This window comes from Pseudomonas sp. GM30 (genome assembly GCF_000282275.2).
Classification (GTDB): Bacteria; Pseudomonadota; Gammaproteobacteria; order Pseudomonadales; family Pseudomonadaceae; genus Aquipseudomonas.
This window is the reverse complement of the sequence record NZ_AKJP02000011.1, coordinates 79090-102519: the sequence shown is the minus strand read 5'-3', so window position 1 is coordinate 102519 and position 23430 is coordinate 79090. Positions and strand designations below refer to the sequence as shown.

The window sequence follows — 23430 nt, the reverse complement described above, 5'->3', positions numbered from 1 at the left end:
CCCGCTGAACGTCACTCATCGACCCCGGAATCTTCGGACGTGGACACCTCCATTTCCGCCCGTTCGATGACGGCTTCCACGCCAAAATCGATGCGGTGTTTTCTGAAGTAGGCGATCAGCCGTTGCAGGCTGAGTTCAGAGAGCGGATTGCCCCGCAGGCTGAATTTTTCCGCACGCTCTTCTGGCAACTCCAGAATATCGCTGGGAACCTGGGTGATTGCGTTGTCGCTCAGGTCGGCGATTTCCAGATGTTCGAGTTGCAGCATGCCCGGCGGCAGACCGGTAATGCCGCTGTTGTCCAGCATCAGCGTTGACAGATTGGTCATCTGGCTGACATCCGGCGTCTCGCCCAGCGGGTTGTCGCTCAAGTCCAGATGATCGAGGCGCTCCATTTGCGCAAGCTCAAGGGCGTTTTGCGGCGTGAGCGTCAGCTCGCACTGTGAGAGCGACAAGTAGGTCAGGTCTGCCATGCGAAACACCGCCGGCGGAATGTGTTCCAGTCGATATTGATAAATCGTCAGTCCTCTGAGACTGGCGAACGTCTCGACAAACCTGTCGACCCCGAACGTCTGACCCGGCAGGCTTCTGAGGTACAGATGGGTGACATGGCTGAAGTCGGCATTGAGCACTGGCAAGTCGCCGCTGATGATGGTCGTCAGGTTCAAGTCATGCAGTGGCTGCAGGTTCTGATCCAGATCGTCCTGCTCGGTTTCCCGGCGCCAGCACTGCTCAATGAGCGATTTGAATTCGTGGCGTGCCGCGTGCTCATACAACACTTGCTCAATCGTGAAGGGCTCGCCACTGATCGGGTGCAGGGCAGGATGGTCGATCGCCCAGGTGTCGAGGTGGCTACTCAAGTCGCTGTATTCCCGCTCAAGTCGTGCAAGTTCGACTCGCCCCTCGGCCAGGTCGCCAGGTAGCAGATAAAAGAACTCACTGGCCTGTTCCCGATCCATGTGCGTGTACAGCGTCTGTACGCGCAGCAAATCAGCTTGTTCGGCCATTACGCCGAAGTCCTGTCGGGTGTCGTTGAAGTGGCGTTTGACGCGCTCCCGGTCTGTGCTGGCGATCGGGTTGCCGCTCAGATCGAAGCCTTCCGGAACATTGCTGGGCAGCTCGAAGAGGGCGGGAGGCAATGACCTGATCTGATTGTCGTTGAGCAGCGCGGTACGCAATTGCGGGCGCGTGAGCAGGCCGGTTGGCAGTTCGGATATGCCGGTCTCCGACACATCGATGTAATTCAGCCGGGGCATTTTTTCGACATTGGGCGTGAGTCCGAGCGGATTCCTGAACAGGTCGAGGGTTTTCATTTGGTTCAGCGCCGCCAGCGTTGCCTGGCTTTCGGCGGTCAGGGTGATGCCGCAGTCGCTGAGAATCAGCTCGCGCAGTTGTGGTGAGCGACTGACTGCCTCCGGCAGGTCGCCGAGGCGGAAGTTGCGCAGCGCCAGACGGCGCAGGCCGGAGAAACTGTCCAGAAAACGCTGCACGCCCTGAGTGCTGCCGACACCCTCGATGGTCAGGTAGTCCACGTGACTGAAGTTCACCTCCAGCGCTGGCAGCTCTCCCAGGATTGGCTGTGACAGGCGCAGATCAATGGTCTGCTCGGTGTTCTCCGGCAAGCAAACCTGCTGTTTCCAGCAGTCCAGAATGTCGACCAGCATCTGCCGTCGGCGATGGCGCTGGATCGCATGCTGCTCGGTGTTGAGGCGGGCGCCGGTCTCCGGATGAGCGAGGGGAATCCCCTCGGCCCACGAATTCAGAACCTCGCCGAGGCGGCTGCGTTCAGCGATCAGACGGCTCAGTTCCACTCGCGGGCCGTCCGGATGGCGTTGCAGACGCTCGACGAATGCGTTGAGTTCCTCGGGCAGCAGGTGCGGCAGCAGCCAGTGGACATGGGCGTGCAGTGTCGGCGTGTTGACGGGCATGCGTCGATAGCCGCTGGTTCCGCCACGCAGGCGCATCACCGTTGGATCGTAGGCGTGTTTGCGAATCGGGTTTTGCGAGAACAGGTCCAGCAACGCTTGACGGTCGAGCGCGTGGTCACGAATCAGTTGCCTGAGCTGCAGATCTTGTGTGATATGAATGTTCAGCGCCGAACGTTGTGCGTCGGGCAGGGCATGCAACAGGCTCGCATACAGAGACCCTGGCGCGCTGAGCGACTCACCGGTAGCATCGAACGGCTGATAGTCGCCCTGTTCAGTGAGTACCAGCACTTTGCGAATGAGCGCGTCCTGTGCACCGAGGCTGTCGATCAGTGGCCCGCTATAGCTGTAGTGCCTGAGCTCCAGTCGGATCGACGGCGACCAGCCCGGCAAGCTTGGCAGCGAATGGAGGGCCAGCCGATCGGTATCCAGATTATTGATCGTCGCTTGCAGCTCCAGCCCTTCGAGGGCTCGAGTCGCGCGCACTTGCAGACCCGTTTCCTGCGTCAGAGCGACCAGTCTTTCGGAGAGTGTTCCACGCTGTAATTGCAGGTATTCGCCGTCACTTGCCGTTTCCAGTATCGACTGCGCCAACGCCTTCGGCAGGCCGGGTTCGGCATCCATCAGTACCTGTACCAGCGGGCTGGCGCCGCGCTGCAACTGGCGATACCGATCCTCGAACAGGTTTTGGCGTTTGCGCTGTGCCAGCTCGGCGACGGTGCGCCGCAAGCGGTTTGCGCGGGCCTCCGCCGAGGGGGCGGGCGTATGCAGTGCTTCGCTCAACAGCGTCCTTCGTTGCGATTCTGTCAGGCGTTGCAGGCAGGTCTTGAGCAGGTCGCCACCGTCCAGTCGTGAGCCCTCGATTTGTACGAAGGGCACATCGACGACAGGGCTGCGCCACAATGTTCTGCCCTGGCGATCGATCAGTTGCAGGCCCAGCTCTGCCGGCCAGTCGCCGTTGTCGAAAAGCAGCTGTAATTGGGTGGCCGGGTCGGCCTTGAGGTAATCCTCGGCATGCGGGCTGCCGATCTGCTCGATGAACAATTGAATGGCCTGATCGATCTGCCAGCGCAGCAGCGTATCGTTCAGTAAGGGTGGCAACTGTTCGCGCTCGACGTGCATCTGGCGCAGGGTGTTTTCCTCGCAGCCACTGATATTCAGCAGCCGTTCCTGCAGAGCGGCGGGAAGGCGCTGCATCTGCGCACTGCTGCGGCTCAGCACAGTGGCGCGATCCCAACCCAGTGGCTGGTCAATTTCGGTTTGCCAGGCGCCTGCGGTGTTGTGCCTGAGTGCGGGTTTGTAAGCCTCGGGACGCGTCGGATGGTCGATGCGATAGGCGCCCGTTTCGGCATCAAGGCTGACGGCATACAACTTGTCTTCGAGGGCCAGCAGGTTCTTGCCCTGGTGGGCTTGCAGGCCCAGCGCATCGGTTCTGGCGTCTTTGGGCGGCGTGCCGGGCCACTCGTAAGGGCGCAGGTCGGGTTTCCAGTAGCGGGGCTTGCCATCGGCTGCCTTCACCGGAATAAAGCGGTCGATAAACTGGACGACATCGGCAGGTAAAACCGCGCGAAACTCGCTGACGGCGATCGCGCCGCCAGCGGCGAAAGTGCCGACCTGCACCATGGACTCCACGACACCGATCAAATGCGCGAACGCTTCGCGGGATTGCCCTTCGGCCCAGTCGACGATGCTTTCGAACGTCTCGTCGAGCAGTTGGTAGGCCGTGTAGGCGAGCATCAGCTCGCCGAGAAATGGCACAAATGGCAAGGCGACGAACACGGCGATATCGAGCAGTGCCTGTGCGATCTCCGTAAAGGCATCCCAGAGTGCCCAGCGCGTCTTGCGATCGACCATGGCTGTCGAGACGGCGATGGCGCGGGCATCGTTGAGCATCTTGTCGAGCTTGCGTTGGTAGAGATACATCCACAGCTCACCCTGGATCGGGGTCGCGACGATCTGCAGAAAAGGTCGCGCGGCCGGATGCTCGCGCCAGGTCGGCCGTGGATCGCCGACGGGTACCGGTTGCCTGGTGACGGGGCTGAGCAGCGACTGCAACTGACTGAAGAAAGCCCCGCGTTCTGCGTGGTCGATGAAACGGCTGAAGAAGACCTGATAGTCCGGATCGCGCAAGCGTTGCGCCAGCTCTTCAGCGAAGGCAGCGGAATTGGCGTACTCCTTGACCGGGTGTTGCGGGTCATCGGGAATGTAAACCACAACTCGCGCTGCTGCGTGTGCAGCTTCAAGATTCGGCGCGAACAGTACGATGCCGGTCAGGCTGACTTTCATCATCGTCAGCGCATGGCACTGCCACGCCTGCCGATTGAGGCGCAAATGCTGCAAACCCTCGAGCAGCCCGAGAATCAGCCGATGGGCATCGGCTCCCAGCAGCTTTTGCATATAGGCCATTTGCAGGGCGGCGACCAGTGCGGCTTTGTCGCTGGCGCAAACCTGTGGTTGCAACACGGCGGCAACCAACGGATTGCTGATGCCCAGGTTGTCTTGCAGATAAGTGTTATAGCGGCGGCCGATATCCAGTTCGCGACACAGGCGGGTGAAGTCAGGGATCGGCATCGCCTTGAGGATGTTCGGCAGCACGCTGAACCGGCCTTCGGGGGAGGGCTGGCTGACATAGCCCGAGGCGGACTCAAAGGCGTCAGCGGCGGTCTCGCTGCTCTCAAAATTGTGCAGCGCGGCGTCCAGCAACGAGACGGTCCAGGTGCGTGCGGCGCCGGATTTGATGCGCAGCCACGGAACATGGTCGGGCAGGTACAGGCGCAGGAAGGTCTGCCGGACATCCAGATTCAAGCCAAAGCGCTCTGCCAGTTCGGCGCGCAGCAACGGTTCGGCGAACGCTTTGGCGTCCTGCAACCGGGCAAGGCTTCGTTCGACGCGGTTGTGTGCGGTCCAGTGCGCGGCATTCAGCGCGCGCAGTTTTGCATGCTCGGTGCGTGATGCCTGGTTGAGGTTGGCGGGCAGTAGCGGACTGGCCCGTTTCAAAGACGCGCGCTTGTGTGCCGCCGCCTGGCTCAGCCATGTCGGGATGGCCTGGAGTAGCGGTTGGTAGTGTGCGTCCTGCCGGGGTAGCAGCAGTGGGTCGGGCAGTGTCGCGAGGGCGGGTGTGGTTTCTTGAATCATGGGGTGAGGCCGTTTGCCTGGGAAAGGTCAGTAGCAAACACCAGCCATTGATTCGATGTGCGGTACATATATACCGCACGCCACAAAACTCTCTTGACTAAGATCCCCGGTACGTCTGCGCAAATGACGGCGTGCAGTTTAAACTGCGCCTTTGCGACGCTATATGTCGCATTGCCGTAAACCCGGGAAAATCCGGGGTTTGCGCTATAAGAAGTTGTCGCTTGGCGGCAAGGCCGGGCTGAAAACTGTCCTTACAATCCCCCCATCGCTCGCCAGTTTCAGGCGGGTGTTCCTCTTCAGGAGACTCCGATGTCCGTTGAGCACGCTGCGGTACAACGCGCCGATTTCGACCAGGTAATGGTTCCCAACTACGCGCCTGCCGCTTTCATTCCGGTGCGTGGCGCCGGTTCCCGCGTCTGGGACCAGAGCGGTCGCGAGCTGATCGACTTCGCCGGCGGGATTGCCGTAAACGTATTGGGCCACGCGCATCCGGCGCTGGTCGGTGCCTTGACCGAGCAGGCGAACAAGCTGTGGCACGTATCCAACGTGTTCACCAACGAGCCGGCCCTGCGCCTGGCGCACAAGCTGATCGACGCCACGTTCGCCGAGCGCGTGTTCTTCTGCAACTCCGGCGCCGAGGCCAACGAGGCCGCGTTCAAGCTGGCCCGTCGCGTGGCGTTCGACCGTTTCGGCAGCGAGAAGTACGAAATCATCGCCGCGCTCAACAGCTTCCACGGTCGTACCCTGTTCACCGTCAACGTCGGTGGCCAGTCGAAGTACTCCGACGGTTTCGGTCCGAAAATCACCGGCATCACTCACGTTCCTTACAACGATCTGGCCGCGCTGAAAGCGGTGGTTTCCGACAAGACCTGTGCGGTCGTGCTCGAACCGATCCAGGGCGAGGGCGGTGTGCTGCCGGCCGAACTGGCTTACCTGCAAGGTGCCCGTGAACTGTGCGACGCGCACAACGCGCTGCTGGTGTTCGACGAAGTGCAGACCGGCATGGGCCGTACCGGTCACCTGTTCGCCTACCAGCATTACGGCGTGACCCCGGACATCCTGACCAGCGCCAAGAGCCTGGGCGGTGGTTTCCCGATCGCCGCGATGCTGACCACTGAAGCGCTGGCCAAACATCTGGTCGTCGGCACCCACGGCACCACCTACGGCGGCAACCCGCTGGCGTGCGCCGTCGCCGAAGCGGTGATCGACGTGATCAACACCCCTGAGGTGCTGAACGGCGTCAACGCCAAGCACGACAAATTCAAGACCCGCCTGCAGCAGATCGGCGAGAAGTACGGCCTGTTCACTCAGGTGCGTGGCCTCGGTCTGTTGATCGGTTGTGTGCTGAGCGAAGCCTGGAAAGGCAAGGCCAAGGACATCTTCAACGCCGCTGAAAAAGAAGGCCTGATGATTCTGCAGGCCGGCCCGGACGTGATCCGTTTCGCCCCGAGTCTGGTGGTGGAAGACGCCGATATCGACGCTGGCCTGGACCGCTTCGAACGCGCGGCTGCTGCACTGACGCAAGCCTGATAGACCTTTCGACGCCTGAGTTTCTCGGGCGTCGAACCCAATTTTTGATACCGGTGAGATTCATTGTGGGAGCGAGCTTGTGGTGAGGGGATTTATCCCCGATGGGCAGCGAAGCGGCCCCCAAAATCTTGGGGCTGCTGCGCAACCCATCGGGGCGGTGCGACGTTTCGCTAAATCCCCTCACCACAGGGCTCACTCCTACAATGTCCGGTGTTTTTTCTGTAATTTTTATAAGAGAAAGGAGTGACACCATGCTGGTGATGCGCCCTGCGCAAATGGCTGATCTGGGCGAGGTACAGCGTCTGGCTGCGGACAGTCCGATTGGTGTCACTTCCTTGCCGGATGACGTGGAACGTCTGAGCGACAAGATCGCCGCAAGCGAAGCCTCGTTCGCCGCCGAAGTGAGTTTCAACGGCGAGGAGAGCTACTTTTTCGTCCTCGAAGACACCGCCACCGGCAAATTGGTCGGCTGCTCGGCGATCGTTGCCTCGGCCGGTTACTCCGAGCCGTTCTACAGCTTCCGCAACGAGACCTTCGTCCACGCTTCTCGCGAGCTGAAAATCCACAACAAGATCCACGTGCTTTCGCAATGCCACGACCTGACCGGCAACAGCTTGCTGACCAGTTTCTACGTGCAGCGCGAGCTGGTGGGGTCGCCGTGGTCTGAGCTCAACTCCCGTGGCCGCCTGCTGTTTGTCGCCAGCCACCCGGAGCGTTTTGCTGATTCGGTGGTGACCGAGATCGTCGGCTATAGCGACGAAAACGGCGACTCGCCTTTCTGGGATGCAATCGGGCGCAACTTCTTCGACCTCAATTACGCCGAGGCCGAGCGTCTGTGTGGCCTGAAGAGCCGCACGTTCCTCGCCGAACTGATGCCGCATTACCCGATCTACGTGCCGCTGCTGCCGGATTCCGCTCAGGAAGCGATGGGCCAGGTGCACCCGCGTGCGCAGATCACCTTCGACATCCTGATGCGCGAAGGCTTCGAGACCGATCACTACATCGACATTTTCGACGGTGGCCCGACCCTGCATGCGCGTGTTTCGGGGATCCGTTCGATCGCCCAGAGCCGTGTAGTGCCGGTGAAGATCGGCGAGCCGGTCAAAGGTGCCGGGCGCCAGTATCTGGTGGCCAACGCGCAGTTGCAGGATTACCGCGCGGTGCTGCTGGAACTGGATTACGCGCCGGGCAAACCGGTGACCCTGGATCTGGAAGCAGCCGAAGCCCTCGGCGTCGGTGAAGGTGCCAGCGTGCGCCTGGTGGCGGTTTAACGCCTTAGCGAGTTTCACGGGTGGCGAAGGCGGCCCGTTTGAGGAGATAGCATGATTGTTCGTCCCGTACGCAGCAGCGATTTATCCGCGCTGATCGACCTGGCCCGCAGCACCGGCACCGGCCTGACCACGTTGCCGGCCAACGAAGAGCGCCTGACTCATCGGGTCGGCTGGGCCGAGAAGACCTTTCGCGGCGAAGCCGGCCGTGGCGATGCGGACTACCTGTTCGTGCTCGAAGACGACAACGGGCGCGTGGTGGGGATTTCCGCCATCGCCGGTGCCGTGGGCATGCGCGAGCCGTGGTACAACTTCCGCGTCGGCCTGACCGTCAGCGCCTCGCAGGAGCTGAACATCTACCGCGAGATTCCGACGCTGTTCCTTGCCAACGACCTGACCGGCAACTCCGAGCTGTGCTCGCTGTTCCTGCACGCCGATTACCGCAGCGGTCTGAACGGCCGCATGCTGTCCAAGGCGCGCATGCTGTTCATCGCCGAGTTCCCGGAACTGTTCGGCAACAAGATCATCGCCGAGATGCGCGGCGTCTCCGATGAGGCCGGGCGTTCGCCGTTCTGGGAAAGCCTCGGTCGGCACTTCTTCAAGATGGAATTCAGCCAGGCCGATTACCTGACCGGTGTCGGCAACAAGGCGTTCATCGCCGAACTGATGCCGAAATTCCCGCTGTACACCTGCTTCCTGTCGCCGGATGCGCGCAACGTCATCGGTCAAGTACACCCCGACACCGAGCCGGCGCTGGCGATGCTCAAGAGCGAAGGTTTCAGCTATCAGGGCTACGTCGATATCTTCGACGCCGGCCCGGCCATCGAATGCGAAACCAGCAAGATCCGCGCGGTGCGTGACAGCGAAGCGCTGGTGCTGGCGATTGGTACGCCGGGCGATGACGCCACGCCGTTCATCATCCATAACCGCAAGCGCGAAGATTGCCGCATCACTGCTGCGCCGGCCCGTCTGGCCGCCGGCACGCTGGTGGTCGATCCGCTGACCGCCAAACGTCTTCAACTCAACGCCGGCGATCAAGTGCGCGCCGTGGCGTTGTCTGCTGCTCGGGAGTCGAAATAATGAATTCGCTATACATCGCAGGTGAATGGCTGGCCGGCCAGGGCGAAGCCTTTCAGTCGCTGAACCCGGTGACCCAGCAAGTGCTGTGGTCGGGGGAGGGTGCGACTGCCGCTCAGGTCGAGTCCGCCGTGCAGGCGGCGCGTCAGGCCTTTCCGGGATGGGCGCGGCGTTCGCTGGACGAGCGTATCAGCGTCCTTGAGGCTTTCGCTGCGGCACTGAAAAACCACAGCGACGAACTGGCCCGCACCATCGGTGAGGAAACCGGCAAGCCCCTGTGGGAAGCCGCGACCGAAGTCACCAGCATGGTCAACAAGATCGCGATTTCGGTGCAGAGCTACCGCGAACGTACCGGCGAGAAGAGCGGCCCGCTGGGCGACGCCACCGCCGTGCTGCGCCACAAGCCACACGGTGTGGTGGCGGTATTCGGCCCTTACAATTTCCCCGGCCATTTGCCGAACGGCCACATCGTGCCGGCGCTGCTGGCCGGTAACAGTGTGCTGTTCAAGCCAAGCGAACTGACGCCGAAAGTCGCCGAGCTGACGGTCAAGTGCTGGATCGAAGCCGGTCTGCCGGCCGGCGTGTTGAACCTGCTGCAGGGCGCTCGCGAAACCGGCATCGCGCTGGCGGCGAACCCGGGCATCGACGGTCTGTTCTTCACCGGTTCGAGCCGCACCGGCAATCACCTGCATCAGCAATTTGCCGGGCGTCCGGACAAGATTCTTGCGCTGGAAATGGGCGGCAACAATCCGCTGGTAGTTGATGAAGTGGCTGATATGGACGCGGCGGTGTACACGATCATTCAGTCGGCTTTCATCTCCGCCGGTCAGCGCTGCACCTGTGCCCGTCGTCTGCTGGTGCCGCAAGGCGCGTGGGGCGACAGCCTGCTCAAGCGACTGGTGGAAGTCAGCGCGACCATCGAAGTCGGTGCGTTCGATCAGCAGCCAGCGCCGTTCATGGGCTCGGTGATTTCCCTTGGCGCGGCGAAAGCGCTGATGGACGCTCAAGAACATCTGTTGGCTAACGGCGCGGTGTCGCTGCTGGCGATGACTCAGCCGCACGCGCAATCGGCGTTGCTGACTCCGGGCATTCTCGATGTGACCGCCGTGGCCGAGCGTCCGGACGAAGAACTGTTCGGCCCGTTGCTGCAGGTGATCCGCTACGCCGATTTCGCTGCGGCGATCAGCGAGGCCAACGACACCGCTTATGGCCTGGCGGCGGGTTTGCTGTCGGATTCCGAAGATCATTATCAGCAGTTCTGGCTGGAAAGCCGCGCCGGTATCGTCAACTGGAACAAACAACTGACCGGTGCCGCGAGCAGCGCGCCGTTCGGCGGTGTCGGCGCTTCCGGCAACCATCGCGCCAGCGCCTACTACGCGGCGGATTACTGCGCGTACCCGGTGGCCTCGCTGGAAACGCCGAGCCTGGTGTTGCCGGCGGCCCTGACGCCTGGCGTGAAAATGGTGTGATGCCCATTCGCGAGCAGGCTCGCTCCCACAAGGGCGATGAGATCCCTGTGGGAGCGAGCTTGCTCGCGAAGGCCGCGACGCGGTCGCACTGAACAGTTAGTTACTGAAGCCTATAACAACAGATTCTCGTGGAGCCTCGCTGATGAAATCCTATGAAGTCAATTTTGACGGTCTAGTGGGGCCGACCCATAACTACGGTGGTCTGTCCTACGGCAACGTTGCGTCCCAGAGCAACAGCCAGCAGTCCTCGAACCCGAAGGAAGCGGCGCTGCAAGGTCTGGCGAAAATGAAAGCGCTGATGGAAATGGGCTTTCAGCAAGGCGTGCTGGCGCCGCAGGAGCGTCCGGACGTGGCCGCTCTGCGCCGCTTGGGCTTCAGCGGCACCGACGCGCAAGTGATCGAGCGCGCCGCGAAAGAAGCCATGCCGTTGCTGGTTGCCAGTTGCTCGGCGTCGAGCATGTGGGTGGCCAACGCCGCCACGGTCAGCCCGAGTGCCGACACCGCTGATGGCCGCGTGCACTTCACCGCCGCCAACCTCAACTGCAAATACCACCGCAGCATCGAACACCCGACCACCAGCCGTGTGCTCGGTGCGATGTTTGCCGATCAGCAACACTTCGCCCATCACGCCGCGTTGCCGGCGGTGGCGCAGTTCGGTGACGAAGGCGCGGCCAACCACACGCGTTTCTGCCGTGAATACGGCGAGGCCGGTGTCGAGTTCTTCGTGTTCGGTCGCAGTGCGTTCGATACCCGTTACCCGGCGCCGCAGAAGTACCCGGCGCGCCAGACTCTGGAAGCCTCGCAAGCGGTGGCGCGTCTGCACGGTCTGCGTGACGAAGGCGTGGTTTACGCGCAGCAGAACCCGGCGGTGATCGACCAGGGCGTATTCCACAACGACGTGATCGCGGTAGGTAACGGCGAGGTGCTGTTCTATCACGAGGACGCGTTCCTCGACACCGAGCAGATGCTGGCCGAGTTGCAGGGCAAACTGGCCAAGGTTGGCGGCCAATTCCAGTCGGTCTGCGTGCCGCGTTCGGCGGTCACCGTGGACGACGCGGTGCGCTCCTACCTGTTCAACAGCCAGTTGCTGTCGCGTCCTGATGGCTCGATGCTGCTGATCGTGCCGGAAGAATGCCGGGGCAACGAGCGCGTGTGGAACTACCTGCAAGGTCTGACCAGCTCCGGCGGCCTGATCCGTGAAGTCAAAGTCTTCGACCTCAAGCAAAGCATGCAGAACGGCGGTGGCCCGGCGTGCCTGCGACTGCGCGTCGCGCTCAACGAAACCGAGCTGGCGGCCGTCAACCCAGGGGTTATCATGACGGCCCCGTTGTACGGTTCGTTGACCGCATGGGTTGAAAAGCACTACCGCGACCGCCTGAGCGAAAGCGATCTGGCGGACCCGCAGTTGCTGCTTGAATGCCGGACGGCACTGGATGAACTGACGCAAATCCTTAAACTGGGCGCGGTTTATCCATTCCAGATCAATTGATGACCGGCGCGTCGTCTGAACGCGGCGCGCGGCTTGTCTCCCCAAGAGAGTAAAAACATGAGCGATTCCCTGCAGCTGATCCTTGAAGACACCGACGGCACGCAACTGCAAACCTCCTGCACCCGCGTCGCGGTCATGTGGCAAGGCAAAGAGCTGTGGATCCAGCAGGACGGCCGTGGCCAACTGCTGATCGGCGTGGACGTCGAGGAAGGTGACGAAGAGTACGCCAACCTGCTGCTGCGCCCATTGGCAACTAATCTGGTAAGTCTGCAACTGGAAATGGAACCGGCTGAAGTCGGTGACGAAGACCACGTGCACGGCCCGGATTGCAACCACGACCACTAAGGAAACCGCTCTATGCTCGCCCTCGGCAAACTGCTTGAACTGACCCTCGCCGGCCGCGAACCGGCGGAGAAGACTCAACTGACTGTCGAAGGCGTGCGCATGCGCTGGTTGAGCGAGGGTGCGCTGGAAGTGCGGCCACCCGAAGCGCGCGACAATGGCCTGGACCTGCTGCTGTCGGCAGGTATCCACGGCAACGAAACAGCGCCGATCGAGTTGCTCGACCGGCTGCTGCATGACATCGCTCGCGGCGATCTGAAGCCGCGTGCACGCATTCTGTTCCTGTTCGGCAACCCGGAAGCGATTCGCAAGGGCGAGCGCTTCGTCGAGCAGGACGTCAATCGGCTGTTCAACGGCCGGCATGAACAAACCAGCGGTTCCGAAGCCATCCGCGCCTGCGAGCTGGAACGCCTGGCGGCGAGTTTCTTCAGCCTGCCGGATCGTCAGCGTCTGCACTACGATCTGCACACCGCCATTCGTGGTTCGAAGATCGAGCAGTTCGCCCTGTACCCGTGGAAGGATGGTCGTCAGCATTCGCGCCGCGAACTGGCACGTCTGCGCGCCGCCGGGATGGAAGCGGTGCTGCTGCAGAACAAGCCGTCGATCGTCTTCAGTTCCTACACCTACGACAAGCTCGGCGCCGAGGCTTTCACCCTGGAGCTGGGCAAGGCACGGCCGTTCGGGCAGAACGAAGGGGTGGATGTTTCACGCCTGGAAACCCGTCTGAAGCAGATCATCGAAGGCAATGAGCCGGATCTGGCTGCAGAAGGTCTGGATGGTTTGCAGCTGTTCAGCGTCGCCCGGGAAATCATCAAGCACAGCGATGCATTCCGCCTGAACCTGCCGGCGGACATCGAGAACTTTTCCGAACTGGATGTGGGTTATGTGCTGGCCGAAGACCTGGCCAATACCCGCTGGATCATCGAGGAAGAGGGCGCGCGGATCATTTTCCCTAATCCCAAGGTCAAGAACGGCTTGCGCGCGGGCATCCTGATCGTGCCGACCACCGACGAACATCTCGCCTGACCCAATTTTCGGTCTGATGTATGACCCTGTGGGAGCGAGCTTGCTCGCGAATGCAATCTGGCATACAACATTTGAGTTGGCTGTCAGTCCGCTTTCGCGAGCAAGCTCGCTCCCACAGGGGAATGAGTGAGACCAAAAGCCTCACTCATGGGCTATCAGACCGCGACTGCACGCGGCTCACTGCGACGCAGCGCGCGAACCTTTTGCAGCGTATCCGCGCAAGTGCGCGCCGCTTCCTGACCCTTGTGCACGAAGTGCTCGAAGAAGAACTTCTGATGTTCGTCACCGGCATGGAAGTGGTGCGGGGTCAGGGACACCGAGAACACCGGCACTTCGGTTTCCAGCTGCACCTGCATCAGGCCGCTGACCACTGACTGGGCGACGAACTCGTGACGGTAGATGCCGCCGTCTACCACCAGTGCAGCGGCGACGATGCCGGCATAGCGACCGGTCTTGGCCAGCAACTTGGCGTGCAGGGGCATTTCAAAGGCGCCGCCGACTTCGAAGAAATCGATGTCCGATTCCTGATAACCCTGGGCCAGCATCTCGGCGACGAAGCCTTTACGGCTCTGGTCGACGATTTCCTTGTGCCAGCAGGCCTGGATGAACGCAACGCGCTCGCCGTGAGGGTGTTTGGTTTTGCTGTCGATAGCGGTGGGTTGCATGTTCTGACTCCTGTTTGTGTGAAAAACAGGGCGTTATGAATCGAAAGGGATTCAAGGGTACGCGCGAGCACAGCAGTGCGCAGGCGGCCCTTTGGCGTCAATCCCGTTCTCTCTTCATCCGGACTATGACCGTCGGCCCCGGAATCTCACCGGGTCTGCTGACCTTGTCGCCGGGCACTGCAAAAGCCGTGTTCGTCGCCAAGCGCTCGCGGGCTATGCGCATTGCGCGCAATTACCGCCGGTGGGGAATTGCACCCCGCCCTGAGAACGTTTTTGCCGCCCTTTGTCGGGCGGCGCAGCGTTTTTATCACATATTTTCCGACCGTGCACAGAACCTGTGGGAGCGAGCTTGCTCGCGAAGGCGGTCTGTCAGTGACACATCTGCTGACTGACACACTGCTTTCTTCGGGACGCCGCCCGGAGCAGGCTCGCTCCCACATGGATGGCGTGTTCTCAAGAAGTAACCTGACCTTTTCGCGCTCAAGGGTTGATTAATCCGCGCCATGACCGCAGTAATTCACCTTCGAAAAGGGATTTCCCCTGCTGACTCCGAGGCCAGATTCATGAGCGTTATCGATCTTCGCAGCGACACTGTCACCCAACCGACTCCTGCCATGCTCGACGCGATGACTGCGGCGGCCACCGGTGACGATGTGTACGGCGAAGATCCGACGGTCAATCGTCTGGAGGCGGAATTGGCAAAGCGTCTGGGTTTCGCCGCCGCGCTGTTCGTGCCGACCGGCACCATGAGCAACCTGCTGGGCCTGATGGCGCACTGCGAACGTGGCGACGAATACATCGTCGGCCAGCAGGCGCATACCTATAAGTACGAAGGCGGTGGCGCGGCGGTACTCGGTTCGATCCAGCCGCAGCCGCTGGAGTTGCAGGCCGACGGTTCGCTGGATCTGGATCAGGTCGCTGCGGCGATCAAGCCCGATGACTTCCACTTCGCCCGTACCCGGCTGCTGGCGCTGGAAAACACCATGCAGGGCAAAGTACTGCCGCTGGAGTATCTGGCCCGCGCCCGCCGCTTCATTCAGGATAAAGGCTTGCAACTGCACCTCGACGGCGCGCGCCTTTACAACGCGGCGGTCAAGCTGGGCGTCGATGCCCGCGAGATCACGCAACATTTCGATTCGGTGTCGGTGTGCCTGTCCAAGGGGCTTGGTGCGCCGGTCGGTTCGGTGCTGTGTGGCACTGAGCAGCTGATCGGCAAGGCCCGACGCCTGCGCAAAATGGTCGGTGGCGGCATGCGTCAGGCCGGGTTGCTGGCAGCGGCGGGGCTGTATGCGCTGGATCACCACGTCGAGCGCCTGGCAGATGACCACGCCAACGCGCAATATCTGGCCGAAGGCCTGCACGAGGCCGGGTTCAGCGTCGAGCCGGTGCAGACCAACATGGTCTACGTGCAAATGGGCGAGCGGGCCGAAGCGCTCAAGGCGTTTGCCGCCGAACGCGGGATCAAGTTGAGCGCCGCCGCGCGCCTGCGCCTGGTCACGCACATGGACGTCAGTCGCTCGCAAATCGAGCAAGTGATCGCGACATTCGTCGAGTTTTCGCGCAAGTGACAGCGTTAGCCGTCCAATTGACCGTTACTATCGTATAAACACGCTGTACCCCGCGCGAAGGGCCGATATAATGCGGCCCTTTGCCGTCGTTTCGTCTGTTGACGTTTCGTACAGGCCTTTGGCCGCAGCCTCCGTGGAAGAACCTAATGAAAAGCGCAGAAATCCGTGAAGCCTTCCTTCGCTTCTTCGAAGAGCAAGGCCACACCCGTGTAGCCTCCAGCTCTTTGATTCCGGGCAACGACCCAACCCTGCTGTTCACCAACGCGGGGATGAACCAGTTCAAGGACTGCTTCCTGGGCCAGGAAAAGCGCGCGTACACCCGCGCAACCAGCAGCCAGAAGTGCGTGCGTGCCGGTGGCAAGAACAGCGACCTGGAAAACGTCGGTTATACCGCTCGTCACCACACCTTCTTCGAAATGCTCGGTAATTTCAGCTTCGGTGACTATTTCAAGCACGACGCGATTACCTTCGCCTGGACCTTCCTGACCGGCGTTCTGAAACTGCCGAAGGAAAAACTCTGGGTCACCGTCTACGCCTCCGACGACGAAGCGTATGACATCTGGACCAAGCAGATCGGCGTGCCGGTCGAGCGCATGATCCGCATCGGCGACAACAAAGGTGCGCCGTACGCCTCCGACAACTTCTGGACCATGGGCGATACCGGCCCGTGCGGCCCGTGCACCGAGATTTTCTACGATCACGGCGACCACATCTGGGGCGGCCCACCGGGTTCGCCGGAAGAAGACGGCGACCGTTACATCGAGATCTGGAACAACGTGTTCATGCAGTTCAACCGCACCGCCGATGGTGTGTTGCATCCGTTGCCAGCGCCGTCGGTCGACACCGGCATGGGCCTGGAGCGGATCAGTGCGGTGATGCAGCACGTCAATTCCAACTACGACATTGACCTGTTCAAGAACCTGCTGAAGGCCTCGGCCGAAGCGATCGGCTGCGAAAATGGCGATCAGTCGTCGCTCAAAGTGGTGTCCGACCACATCCGTTCGTGCGGTTTCCTGATCGCTGACGGTGTATTGCCGTCCAACGAAGGTCGCGGCTACGTGCTGCGCCGGATCATTCGTCGCGCCTGCCGTCACGGCAACAAGCTGGGCGCTACCGGCAGCTTCTTCTACAAGATCGTCGCGGCGCTGGTCGCCGAGATGGGCGAAGCCTTCCCGGAACTGAAGTCGCAGCAGAGCAACATCGAGCGCGTGCTCAAGGCTGAAGAAGAGCAGTTCTCCAAGACCCTGGAGCACGGCCTGAAGATCCTCGAACAGGATCTGCTGGAACTCAAAGGCACCGTGGTGCCGGGCGACGTAGTATTCAAACTCTACGACACCTACGGTTTCCCGATGGACCTGACGGCCGACATCGCTCGCGAGCGCGGCCTGACTGTGGACGAAGTCGGCTTCGAGCGTGAAATGGAAGCCCAGCGTGTTCGTGCGCGTTCGGCCAGCTCGTTCGGTCTGGACTACAACACCCTGGTCAAGGTTGATGTGGCCACCGAGTTCACCGGCTACAAAGACACCAGTGGTTCGGCAAAAATCGTCGCCATCTATAAAGATGGCCAGTCGGTCGACGTCTTGAATGAAGGCGAAGAGGCGGTAATCGTGCTGAACCAGACGCCGTTCTACGCTGAGTCCGGTGGTCAGATCGGCGACTGCGGTTTCCTCCAGGCGGGCAGCGCGCGTTTCGACGTCCGTGACACCACCAAGACCGGCGGCGCGTTCCTGCACCACGGCGTGCTGGATTCCGGCAGCCTGACCATCGGCGCGCCAGTGGAAACCCACGTCGATGCCGAGGTGCGTCACGCGACTTCGCTGAACCACTCGGCCACGCACTTGTTGCACGCTGCGCTGCGTCAGGTACTGGGCGAGCACGTTCAGCAGAAGGGTTCGTTGGTGGACAGCCAGCGTCTGCGCTTCGACTTCAGCCACTTCGAAGCGATCAAGCCTGAGCAGATCAAGGCGCTGGAAGACATCGTCAACGCCGAGATCCGCAAGAACTCTGCAGTTGAAACCGAAGAAACCGACATCGAGACCGCCAAGCAGAAAGGCGCGATGGCGCTGTTCGGCGAGAAGTACGGCGACAACGTGCGCGTGCTGAGCATGGGCGGCGATTTCTCCGTCGAGCTGTGTGGCGGTATCCACGCCAACCGTACCGGCGACATCGGCCTGCTGAAAATCATCAGCGAAGGCGGTGTGGCATCGGGCGTGCGTCGTATCGAGGCAGTCACCGGTGCTGCGGCACTGGCCTACTTGAACGCCGCTGAAGAACAACTCAAGGAAGCGGCCAACCTGGTCAAGGGCAGCCGCGACAATCTGATCGACAAGCTGTCGGCTGTGCTGGAGCGCAACCGCGCGCTGGAAAAGCAGCTCGAGCAGTTGCAGGCCAAGGCTGCCAGCGCTGCAGGCGACGATCTGTCGAACTCGGCAGTCGACGTCAAAGGCGTGAAGGTTCTGGCTGCACGTCTGGATGGTCAGGACGGCAAGGCGCTGCTGGCGCTGGTCGATCAGCTGAAAAACAAACTCGGCCGCGCAGTGATCCTGCTCGGCAGTGTCCATGAGGAAAAGGTCGTACTGGTTGCAGGCGTAACCAAGGACCTGACTGGCCAACTCAAAGCCGGTGATTTGATGAAACAGGCTGCTGCGGCAGTGGGCGGGAAGGGCGGTGGTCGTCCGGACATGGCGCAGGGCGGCGGTGTCGACGCCGGCGCACTGGATGGCGCGCTGGCGCTGACCGTTCCATTCGTCGAGCAGGGTTTATAAGACGGCCCGTCGGGCCCGCAGTCTAGTGGCGGGCCCGGCGGCTGTTCGAGTGATTATTGGGCGCCCTTCATGGGCAGAGGCGGCTTTGAAATGGCTTTGATCGTACAGAAATTTGGAGGCACCTCGGTCGGCACTGTCGAGAGAATCGAGCAGGTCGCCGACAAGGTTAAGAAATTCCGCGATGCCGGCGATGACCTGGTGGTTGTGCTGTCTGCAATGAGCGGCGAAACCAACCGTCTGATCGATCTGGCCAAGCAAATCAGTGGCGACGTGCAACCGGTTCCGCGTGAGCTGGACGTGATCGTCTCCACCGGTGAGCAGGTGACGATTGCCCTGTTGGCCATGGCGCTGATCAAGCGCGGTGTGCCGGCGGTGTCGTACACCGGTAATCAGGTGCGGATCCTGACGGACAGTGCGCACAATAAAGCGCGTATCTTGCAGATTGATGACCAGAAGATTCGTGGTGATCTGAAAGCAGGTCGCGTGGTGGTTGTCGCCGGTTTCCAGGGCGTCGACGAGCACGGCAACATCACCACCCTCGGCCGTGGCGGTTCCGACACCACGGGCGTGGCACTGGCGGCTGCCTTGAAGGCTGATGAATGCCAGATCTACACCGACGTCGATGGTGTCTACACCACTGACCCGCGTGTGGTGCCGGTCGCTCAGCGACTGGACAAGATCACCTTTGAAGAGATGCTGGAAATGGCCAGCCTCGGTTCCAAGGTGCTGCAGATCCGTGCGGTGGAATTCGCCGGCAAGTACAACGTTCCGCTGCGCGTACTGCACAGCTTCAAGGAGGGTCCGGGTACCCTCATTACTATTGATGAAGAGGAAACCATGGAACAGCCGATCATCTCCGGCATCGCTTTCAACCGCGATGAAGCCAAGCTGACCATCCGTGGCGTGCCAGACACCCCGGGCGTGGCGTTCAAGATTCTCGGCCCGATCAGTGCCGCGAACATCGAAGTCGACATGATCGTGCAGAACGTCGCGCACGATAACACCACCGACTTCACCTTCACCGTGCACCGCAACGACTACCAGGCCGCACAGGCCGTGCTGGAAAACACCGCTCGCGAGATCGGTGCCCGGGAAGTGGTGGGCGACACCAAGATTGCCAAGGTCTCGATCGTCGGCGTCGGCATGCGTTCCCACGCAGGCGTGGCCAGCCGCATGTTCGAATCCCTGGCGAAAGAAAGCATCAACATCCAGATGATCTCGACGTCGGAAATCAAGGTTTCCGTAGTGATCGAGGAGAAGTACCTGGAACTGGCCGTGCGCGCCCTGCACACGGCTTTCGAACTGGACGCGCCGGCCCGTCAGGGCGAGTAATCCGGTCATCTGAAGGGCGCGGTCTGACCGCGCCCTTTATTTTTTGAATGGCGCGAGCCCTGAACTGTTCTTTTGCTCGCGCTGGTCAATACTCAGGCATGTAGGGCTACGATCGCTCCGGTTGTAGGTCGGGTGCCTTTTTTTTGCAGACTGTTGTCCCTGAAGAATTGCGTGAGGAGAAAGGTATGCTGATTCTGACTCGTCGGTGCGCAGAAAGCCTGATTATCGGTGATGGCGAAATCACCGTGACCGTGCTCGGCGTCAAAGGAAATCAAGTGCGCATCGGCGTCAACGCCCCGAAAGAGGTTGCCGTGCACCGTGAGGAAATTTACCTGCGTATAAAGAAAGAGAAGGACGAAGAACCAAGCCATTAATTTTTATCGATTTTTATGTTTGCAAACGGGGAAGAAGGTGGTTAATATACGCCCCGTGTTGCGGAGAGCTGGCCGAGTGGCCGAAGGCGCTCCCCTGCTAAGGGAGTACACCTCAAAAGGGTGTCGGGGGTTCGAATCCCCCGTTCTCCGCCATTATTTGCTTAGTACGTTGTAATCTGGCTTTTTCTGTAAGTTCTTGAATTTATTAGAAAAAGTGGTTGGAATAGAGATTAGACGGGCTATAATGCGGCGCAACAAATGCACTCGTAGCTCAGCTGGATAGAGTACTCGGCTACGAACCGAGCGGTCACAGGTTCGAATCCTGTCGAGTGCACCATTTAAGAGTTGTTTATAGCGATATAAAGAACTCGGCTTCAGCCAGTTGTGGTCTGGTTTAAAAACACAAATGCACTCGTAGCTCAGCTGGATAGAGTACTCGGCTACGAACCGAGCGGTCACAGGTTCGAATCCTGTCGAGTGCACCATTTAAGAGTCGTTTGTAGCAATACAGGCAACTTGGCTTCAACCAGTTGTGATCTGGTCTAAAAACACAAAATGCACTCGTAGCTCAGCTGGATAGAGTACTCGGCTACGAACCGAGCGGTCACAGGTTCGAATCCTGTCGAGTGCACCATATTCAAGAAGCCCGCGTTCAACGCGGGCTTTTTGTTGCCTGCGATTTGGCTTTTCCTTTCACGCATCCCTGCTCGTCAAAATCGACTTGAGCACTGCGGCCTCGTTTCAGGTCGTAGCGATAGCTCGTTGTCGACGTCCGAATATTCACCTTGTCCGGTTTGCCGAGCGCGCTTTCGACATCCTGTTGGCTCATGCCGGCAATCACTCGTCGGTTGATGATCGCTGCGCGGCGCTGCCGGGCATCGATCAGGTTTCCGCATTTGTCCTCGAGGCGGCCAACAATACCCGGTTCACGTCCCCTGATTGTCATACCGGATATTTCCTCGTGGTTGTGTTCCGGCATGATCGGTATGACGGATCCGGGCGAGTAGGGATGAACCTGTTGCACTGAAAGCTGCTCGTCGCTCGCGCAGCTCAGGCTGGTGAAGGTGATGCCGCCGTCGGGCGCTTCGCAGCGGTGAAGGCTGGTGGCGGCCCCGGCGGGCGGCAGGCAGAGCAGGCTGGCGACTACAAAACGGGATGTTCTGGATAGCATTCGACGTCCTCCATGACGGTCTACGCTCAAGGGTAGTCGCTACATTTTTCAGTGCCGTTGTGTTTTCTTTTCAAGATGAGTCGTCGCATCTGCACGGGTCAGGACAGCGCTCAGCTTTGTCGCGCAAGCGCTTGTTTCAACCGCGATTTTTTAACGTTTAAAACCGTCAGGCGGTGTATCATTGCGCCCGTCAGCCCCGCCGGGGCTTATGGAAAACCTCCATGGACTTACCCAGTAGTTACTCAGTAGCCCGTTTCACCAATCATGAATTGACTGATTGATCCTTCCGGCGTGCCCCGCTGCTGGGAGTGGAGTTCGCCTATGTCCGAAATCGAAGTAAAGAAAACCCAGGAAAGCCTGCAGGATCGCCTGGCTCAGGTCGTTGAGCTGCTGCAGCGCCAGAAGGTCGTCGAAGACCTGACTCATCGCCAGGAAGGCGCGCACCACGACCGGGTCGAGAACCTGGTTCACCGGCAGAACCTCGTCGAGCTGCAACGCAAACTCGATGATCTGCACTCCGCCGACGTTGCCTACATCCTTGAAGCCTTGCCGCTGGACGACCGTCTGACGCTCTGGCAACTGGTCAAGGCTGATCGCGACGGCGACATTCTTCTCGAAGTATCCGATTCCGTTCGTGAAACGCTGATCGCCGACATGGACGATCACGAGCTCCTGGCAGCGGCCAAGGACATGGACGCCGACGAACTTGCTGACCTGGCCTCCGAGCTGCCGCGAGACGTCGTCCATGAGCTGATGGAGACGCTCGACCAGCAGCAACGCGAGCGCGTACGTTCGGCCCTGTCCTATGACGAGGAGCAGGTCGGTGCGCTGATGGACTTCGAGATGGTGACCATCCGTGAGGATGTCAGCCTCGAAGTGGTTCTGCGTTACCTGCGTCGTCTCAAAGAGCTGCCGGGCCACACCGACAAACTGTTCGTGGTCGATTACGACGGTGTGCTCAAGGGCGTGCTGCCGATCAAGCGTCTTCTGGTCAACGATCCGGAAAAACAGGTGGCCGAAGTCATGGCCAGCGATCCGGTGAGTTTTCACCCGGACGAAGACGCCTATGACGCTGCTCAGGCGTTCGAACGTTACGACTTGATCTCGGCCCCGGTGGTCGACAAGAACGGCAAGCTGATCGGCCGTCTGACCATCGACGAAATGGTCGACCTGATTCGTGAGGAGAGCGAAAGCGAAGTCCTCAACATGGCCGGTCTGCGCGAAGAGGAAGACATCTTCGCCTCGGTCTGGAAATCCCTGCGCAACCGTTGGGCGTGGCTGGCAATCAACCTGATCACGGCCTTTGTCGCGTCGCGGGTGATCGGTCTGTTCGAAGGCTCGATCGAGAAGCTGGTGGCGCTGGCAGCGCTGATGCCGATCGTGGCGGGTATCGGCGGTAACTCCGGCAACCAGACGATCACCATGATCGTGCGTGCCATGGCGCTCGACCAGGTCAGCACCGGCAACACTTCGCGGCTGATGCGCAAGGAGCTGGCGGTGGCGTTGATCAACGGTCTGGTCTGGGGTGGGGTGATCGGCGTGGTCGCCTACCTGCTTTACGGCAGTTGGTCGCTGGGTGTGGTGATGACGGCGGCGATGACTCTCAACCTGCTGCTCGCGGCGCTGATGGGAGTGTTGATCCCGATGACGCTGGCCAAGATGGGCCGCGACCCGGCGATGGGCGCCAGTGTGATGATCACGGCCATGACCGACAGCGGTGGCTTCTTCATCTTTCTGGGGTTGGCGACGATCTTCCTGCTTTGATTCTATGCAACGCAAAAGCCCGCCAATTGGCGGGCTTTTTTGTGCCTGTGTATTTATCTGTGGTGAGGGGATAAATCCCCTCACTACAAAGTCTGCCTCGGATTGTCGTGATTAACACCCGGGCAAAAAAAAGCCAGCACTTAAGCTGGCTTGAGATGTTCGATGTAGATCAGGACGCGTCTGCGGCCATCTCGGCGTCGTGAGCGATCAGCGACACCAGAGCGTTCTGTTGACGGTGAGACAGCTGACGGAAGCGTTGCAGCAGCTCGCGCTCGTGCAACGACAGCTCCGGGCTGTCCAGGCGCATGCTCAGCTCTTCGCCCAATGCGCCTTCCTGAATAAGACTCTGCTCAAGGCGCGCAATGATTTCGGAGTTCATGCTGCGATGATGATTGCGAGCCACCTCGGCAATGCGTTCACGCATCCCGTCTGGCAGACGTACGACGAACTTGTCAGCCGTACGGCTGGAATAAATTGCCTGTTTCAATGGGCGCATATATTTAACCGGTTAGTTCAGGGGAGCGGTTCTCGGG

General features: G+C 60.5%; 16 protein-coding genes, 4 tRNA genes and 1 riboswitch. Of the genes, 16 read left to right on the top strand and 4 right to left on the bottom strand.

The window, feature by feature from the left end:
- Window positions 1-11: 11 nt before the first annotated feature.
- On the bottom strand, window positions 12-5057 hold the full coding sequence (locus PMI25_RS08160) for a dermonecrotic toxin domain-containing protein (RefSeq protein ID WP_007963097.1): 5046 nt from the start codon (window positions 5055-5057) through the stop codon (window positions 12-14).
- Window positions 5058-5366: 309 nt separating this feature from the next.
- Here PMI25_RS08160 and PMI25_RS08155 point away from each other — a divergent pair, with 309 nt between their 5' ends.
- The 7 genes from PMI25_RS08155 to astE all read left to right on the top strand — a co-directional run bounded on the left by PMI25_RS08155 (window position 5367) and on the right by astE (window position 13258).
- Window positions 5367-6587, top strand: a complete 1221-nt coding sequence (locus PMI25_RS08155) for an aspartate aminotransferase family protein (RefSeq protein WP_007963096.1) — start codon at window positions 5367-5369, stop codon at window positions 6585-6587.
- Window positions 6588-6838: 251 nt separating this feature from the next.
- Window positions 6839-7858 (top strand): arginine/ornithine succinyltransferase subunit alpha, encoded by a 1020-nt coding sequence (gene aruF / locus PMI25_RS08150; protein WP_007951057.1) that lies wholly within the window; start codon window positions 6839-6841, stop codon window positions 7856-7858.
- A 51-nt stretch (window positions 7859-7909) separates the two neighbouring features.
- On the top strand, window positions 7910-8935 hold the full coding sequence (gene astA, locus PMI25_RS08145) for an arginine N-succinyltransferase (RefSeq protein ID WP_007963095.1): 1026 nt from the start codon (window positions 7910-7912) through the stop codon (window positions 8933-8935).
- Window positions 8932-10401, top strand: coding sequence for a succinylglutamate-semialdehyde dehydrogenase (astD, locus tag PMI25_RS08140; RefSeq protein WP_177325708.1), 1470 nt, complete (start codon window positions 8932-8934; stop codon window positions 10399-10401). Before astA ends, astD begins: the two co-directional genes overlap by 4 nt.
- Window positions 10402-10543: 142 nt before the next feature.
- Window positions 10544-11890, top strand: a complete 1347-nt coding sequence (gene astB, locus PMI25_RS08135; protein ID WP_007963091.1) for an N-succinylarginine dihydrolase — start codon at window positions 10544-10546, stop codon at window positions 11888-11890.
- Window positions 11891-11947: 57 nt separating this feature from the next.
- Window positions 11948-12235 carry a hypothetical protein gene (locus PMI25_RS08130; protein ID WP_007963090.1) on the top strand — a complete coding sequence of 96 codons (288 nt, stop codon included), beginning with the start codon at window positions 11948-11950 and terminating at the stop codon, window positions 12233-12235.
- A gap of 12 nt (window positions 12236-12247) precedes the next feature.
- On the top strand, window positions 12248-13258 hold the full coding sequence (gene astE, locus PMI25_RS08125; protein WP_007963089.1) for a succinylglutamate desuccinylase: 1011 nt from the start codon (window positions 12248-12250) through the stop codon (window positions 13256-13258).
- A 155-nt stretch (window positions 13259-13413) separates the two neighbouring features.
- Here the strand turns inward: astE and PMI25_RS08120 are convergent, their stop codons facing one another.
- Complete coding sequence (locus PMI25_RS08120) at window positions 13414-13923, bottom strand: 6,7-dimethyl-8-ribityllumazine synthase (protein WP_007963087.1); 510 nt, start codon at window positions 13921-13923, stop codon at window positions 13414-13416.
- Between the two features lie 101 nt (window positions 13924-14024).
- Window positions 14025-14196, bottom strand: a riboswitch (FMN riboswitch).
- Between the two features lie 290 nt (window positions 14197-14486).
- On the opposite strand from PMI25_RS08120, the gene ltaE reads away from it, so the two are divergent.
- The 8 genes from ltaE to PMI25_RS08080 all read left to right on the top strand — a co-directional run bounded on the left by ltaE (window position 14487) and on the right by PMI25_RS08080 (window position 20596).
- Window positions 14487-15491: a low-specificity L-threonine aldolase gene (gene ltaE, locus PMI25_RS08115; protein ID WP_007963085.1), complete on the top strand. Its 1005-nt coding sequence runs from the start codon at window positions 14487-14489 to the stop codon at window positions 15489-15491.
- A gap of 146 nt (window positions 15492-15637) precedes the next feature.
- Entirely contained in the window at window positions 15638-18256 is a 2619-nt protein-coding gene (gene alaS / locus PMI25_RS08110) for an alanine--tRNA ligase (protein ID WP_007963082.1), read from the top strand.
- Between the two features lie 90 nt (window positions 18257-18346).
- Window positions 18347-19588, top strand: a complete 1242-nt coding sequence (locus PMI25_RS08105) for an aspartate kinase (RefSeq protein WP_007963081.1) — start codon at window positions 18347-18349, stop codon at window positions 19586-19588.
- A 185-nt stretch (window positions 19589-19773) separates the two neighbouring features.
- Window positions 19774-19962, top strand: coding sequence for a carbon storage regulator CsrA (gene csrA, locus PMI25_RS08100; protein WP_002554426.1), 189 nt, complete (start codon window positions 19774-19776; stop codon window positions 19960-19962).
- Between the two features lie 62 nt (window positions 19963-20024).
- Window positions 20025-20115 (top strand) — tRNA-Ser (locus tag PMI25_RS08095).
- Between the two features lie 107 nt (window positions 20116-20222).
- A tRNA-Arg gene (locus PMI25_RS08090) sits at window positions 20223-20299 on the top strand.
- A 71-nt stretch (window positions 20300-20370) separates the two neighbouring features.
- Window positions 20371-20447: transfer RNA gene (locus tag PMI25_RS08085), tRNA-Arg, on the top strand.
- A gap of 72 nt (window positions 20448-20519) precedes the next feature.
- A tRNA-Arg gene (locus PMI25_RS08080) sits at window positions 20520-20596 on the top strand.
- Window positions 20597-20614: 18 nt separating this feature from the next.
- Here the strand turns inward: PMI25_RS08080 and PMI25_RS08075 are convergent.
- The gene (locus PMI25_RS08075) at window positions 20615-21133 is read right to left on the bottom strand and encodes a hypothetical protein (RefSeq protein ID WP_007963080.1); all 519 of its coding nucleotides are present in this window, start codon (window positions 21131-21133) and stop codon (window positions 20615-20617) included.
- A gap of 321 nt (window positions 21134-21454) precedes the next feature.
- On the opposite strand from PMI25_RS08075, the gene mgtE reads away from it, so the two are divergent.
- A complete protein-coding gene (gene mgtE, locus PMI25_RS08070) occupies window positions 21455-22897 on the top strand; it encodes a magnesium transporter (protein ID WP_007963078.1) in 1443 nt (480 codons plus the stop codon).
- A gap of 169 nt (window positions 22898-23066) precedes the next feature.
- Here the strand turns inward: mgtE and PMI25_RS08065 are convergent, their stop codons facing one another.
- Window positions 23067-23393, bottom strand: a complete 327-nt coding sequence (locus tag PMI25_RS08065) for an Arc family DNA-binding protein (protein WP_003178899.1) — start codon at window positions 23391-23393, stop codon at window positions 23067-23069.
- Window positions 23394-23430: the final 37 nt, after the last annotated feature.

Coding starts and splice junctions, on each gene's coding strand:
- astE (WP_007963089.1), top strand. CDS start 12,248: ATGCTCGCCCTCGGCAAACTGCTTGAACTGACCCTCGCCGGCCGCGAA.
- aruF (WP_007951057.1), top strand. CDS start 6,839: ATGCTGGTGATGCGCCCTGCGCAAATGGCTGATCTGGGCGAGGTACAG.
- astB (WP_007963091.1), top strand. CDS start 10,544: ATGAAATCCTATGAAGTCAATTTTGACGGTCTAGTGGGGCCGACCCAT.
- mgtE (WP_007963078.1), top strand. CDS start 21,455: ATGTCCGAAATCGAAGTAAAGAAAACCCAGGAAAGCCTGCAGGATCGC.
- csrA (WP_002554426.1), top strand. CDS start 19,774: ATGCTGATTCTGACTCGTCGGTGCGCAGAAAGCCTGATTATCGGTGAT.
- PMI25_RS08120 (WP_007963087.1), bottom strand. CDS start 13,923: ATGCAACCCACCGCTATCGACAGCAAAACCAAACACCCTCACGGCGAG.
- ltaE (WP_007963085.1), top strand. CDS start 14,487: ATGAGCGTTATCGATCTTCGCAGCGACACTGTCACCCAACCGACTCCT.
- PMI25_RS08160 (WP_007963097.1), bottom strand. CDS start 5,057: ATGATTCAAGAAACCACACCCGCCCTCGCGACACTGCCCGACCCACTG.
- astA (WP_007963095.1), top strand. CDS start 7,910: ATGATTGTTCGTCCCGTACGCAGCAGCGATTTATCCGCGCTGATCGAC.
- PMI25_RS08155 (WP_007963096.1), top strand. CDS start 5,367: ATGTCCGTTGAGCACGCTGCGGTACAACGCGCCGATTTCGACCAGGTA.
- PMI25_RS08105 (WP_007963081.1), top strand. CDS start 18,347: ATGGCTTTGATCGTACAGAAATTTGGAGGCACCTCGGTCGGCACTGTC.
- alaS (WP_007963082.1), top strand. CDS start 15,638: ATGAAAAGCGCAGAAATCCGTGAAGCCTTCCTTCGCTTCTTCGAAGAG.
- PMI25_RS08065 (WP_003178899.1), bottom strand. CDS start 23,393: ATGCGCCCATTGAAACAGGCAATTTATTCCAGCCGTACGGCTGACAAG.
- PMI25_RS08130 (WP_007963090.1), top strand. CDS start 11,948: ATGAGCGATTCCCTGCAGCTGATCCTTGAAGACACCGACGGCACGCAA.
- PMI25_RS08075 (WP_007963080.1), bottom strand. CDS start 21,133: ATGCTATCCAGAACATCCCGTTTTGTAGTCGCCAGCCTGCTCTGCCTG.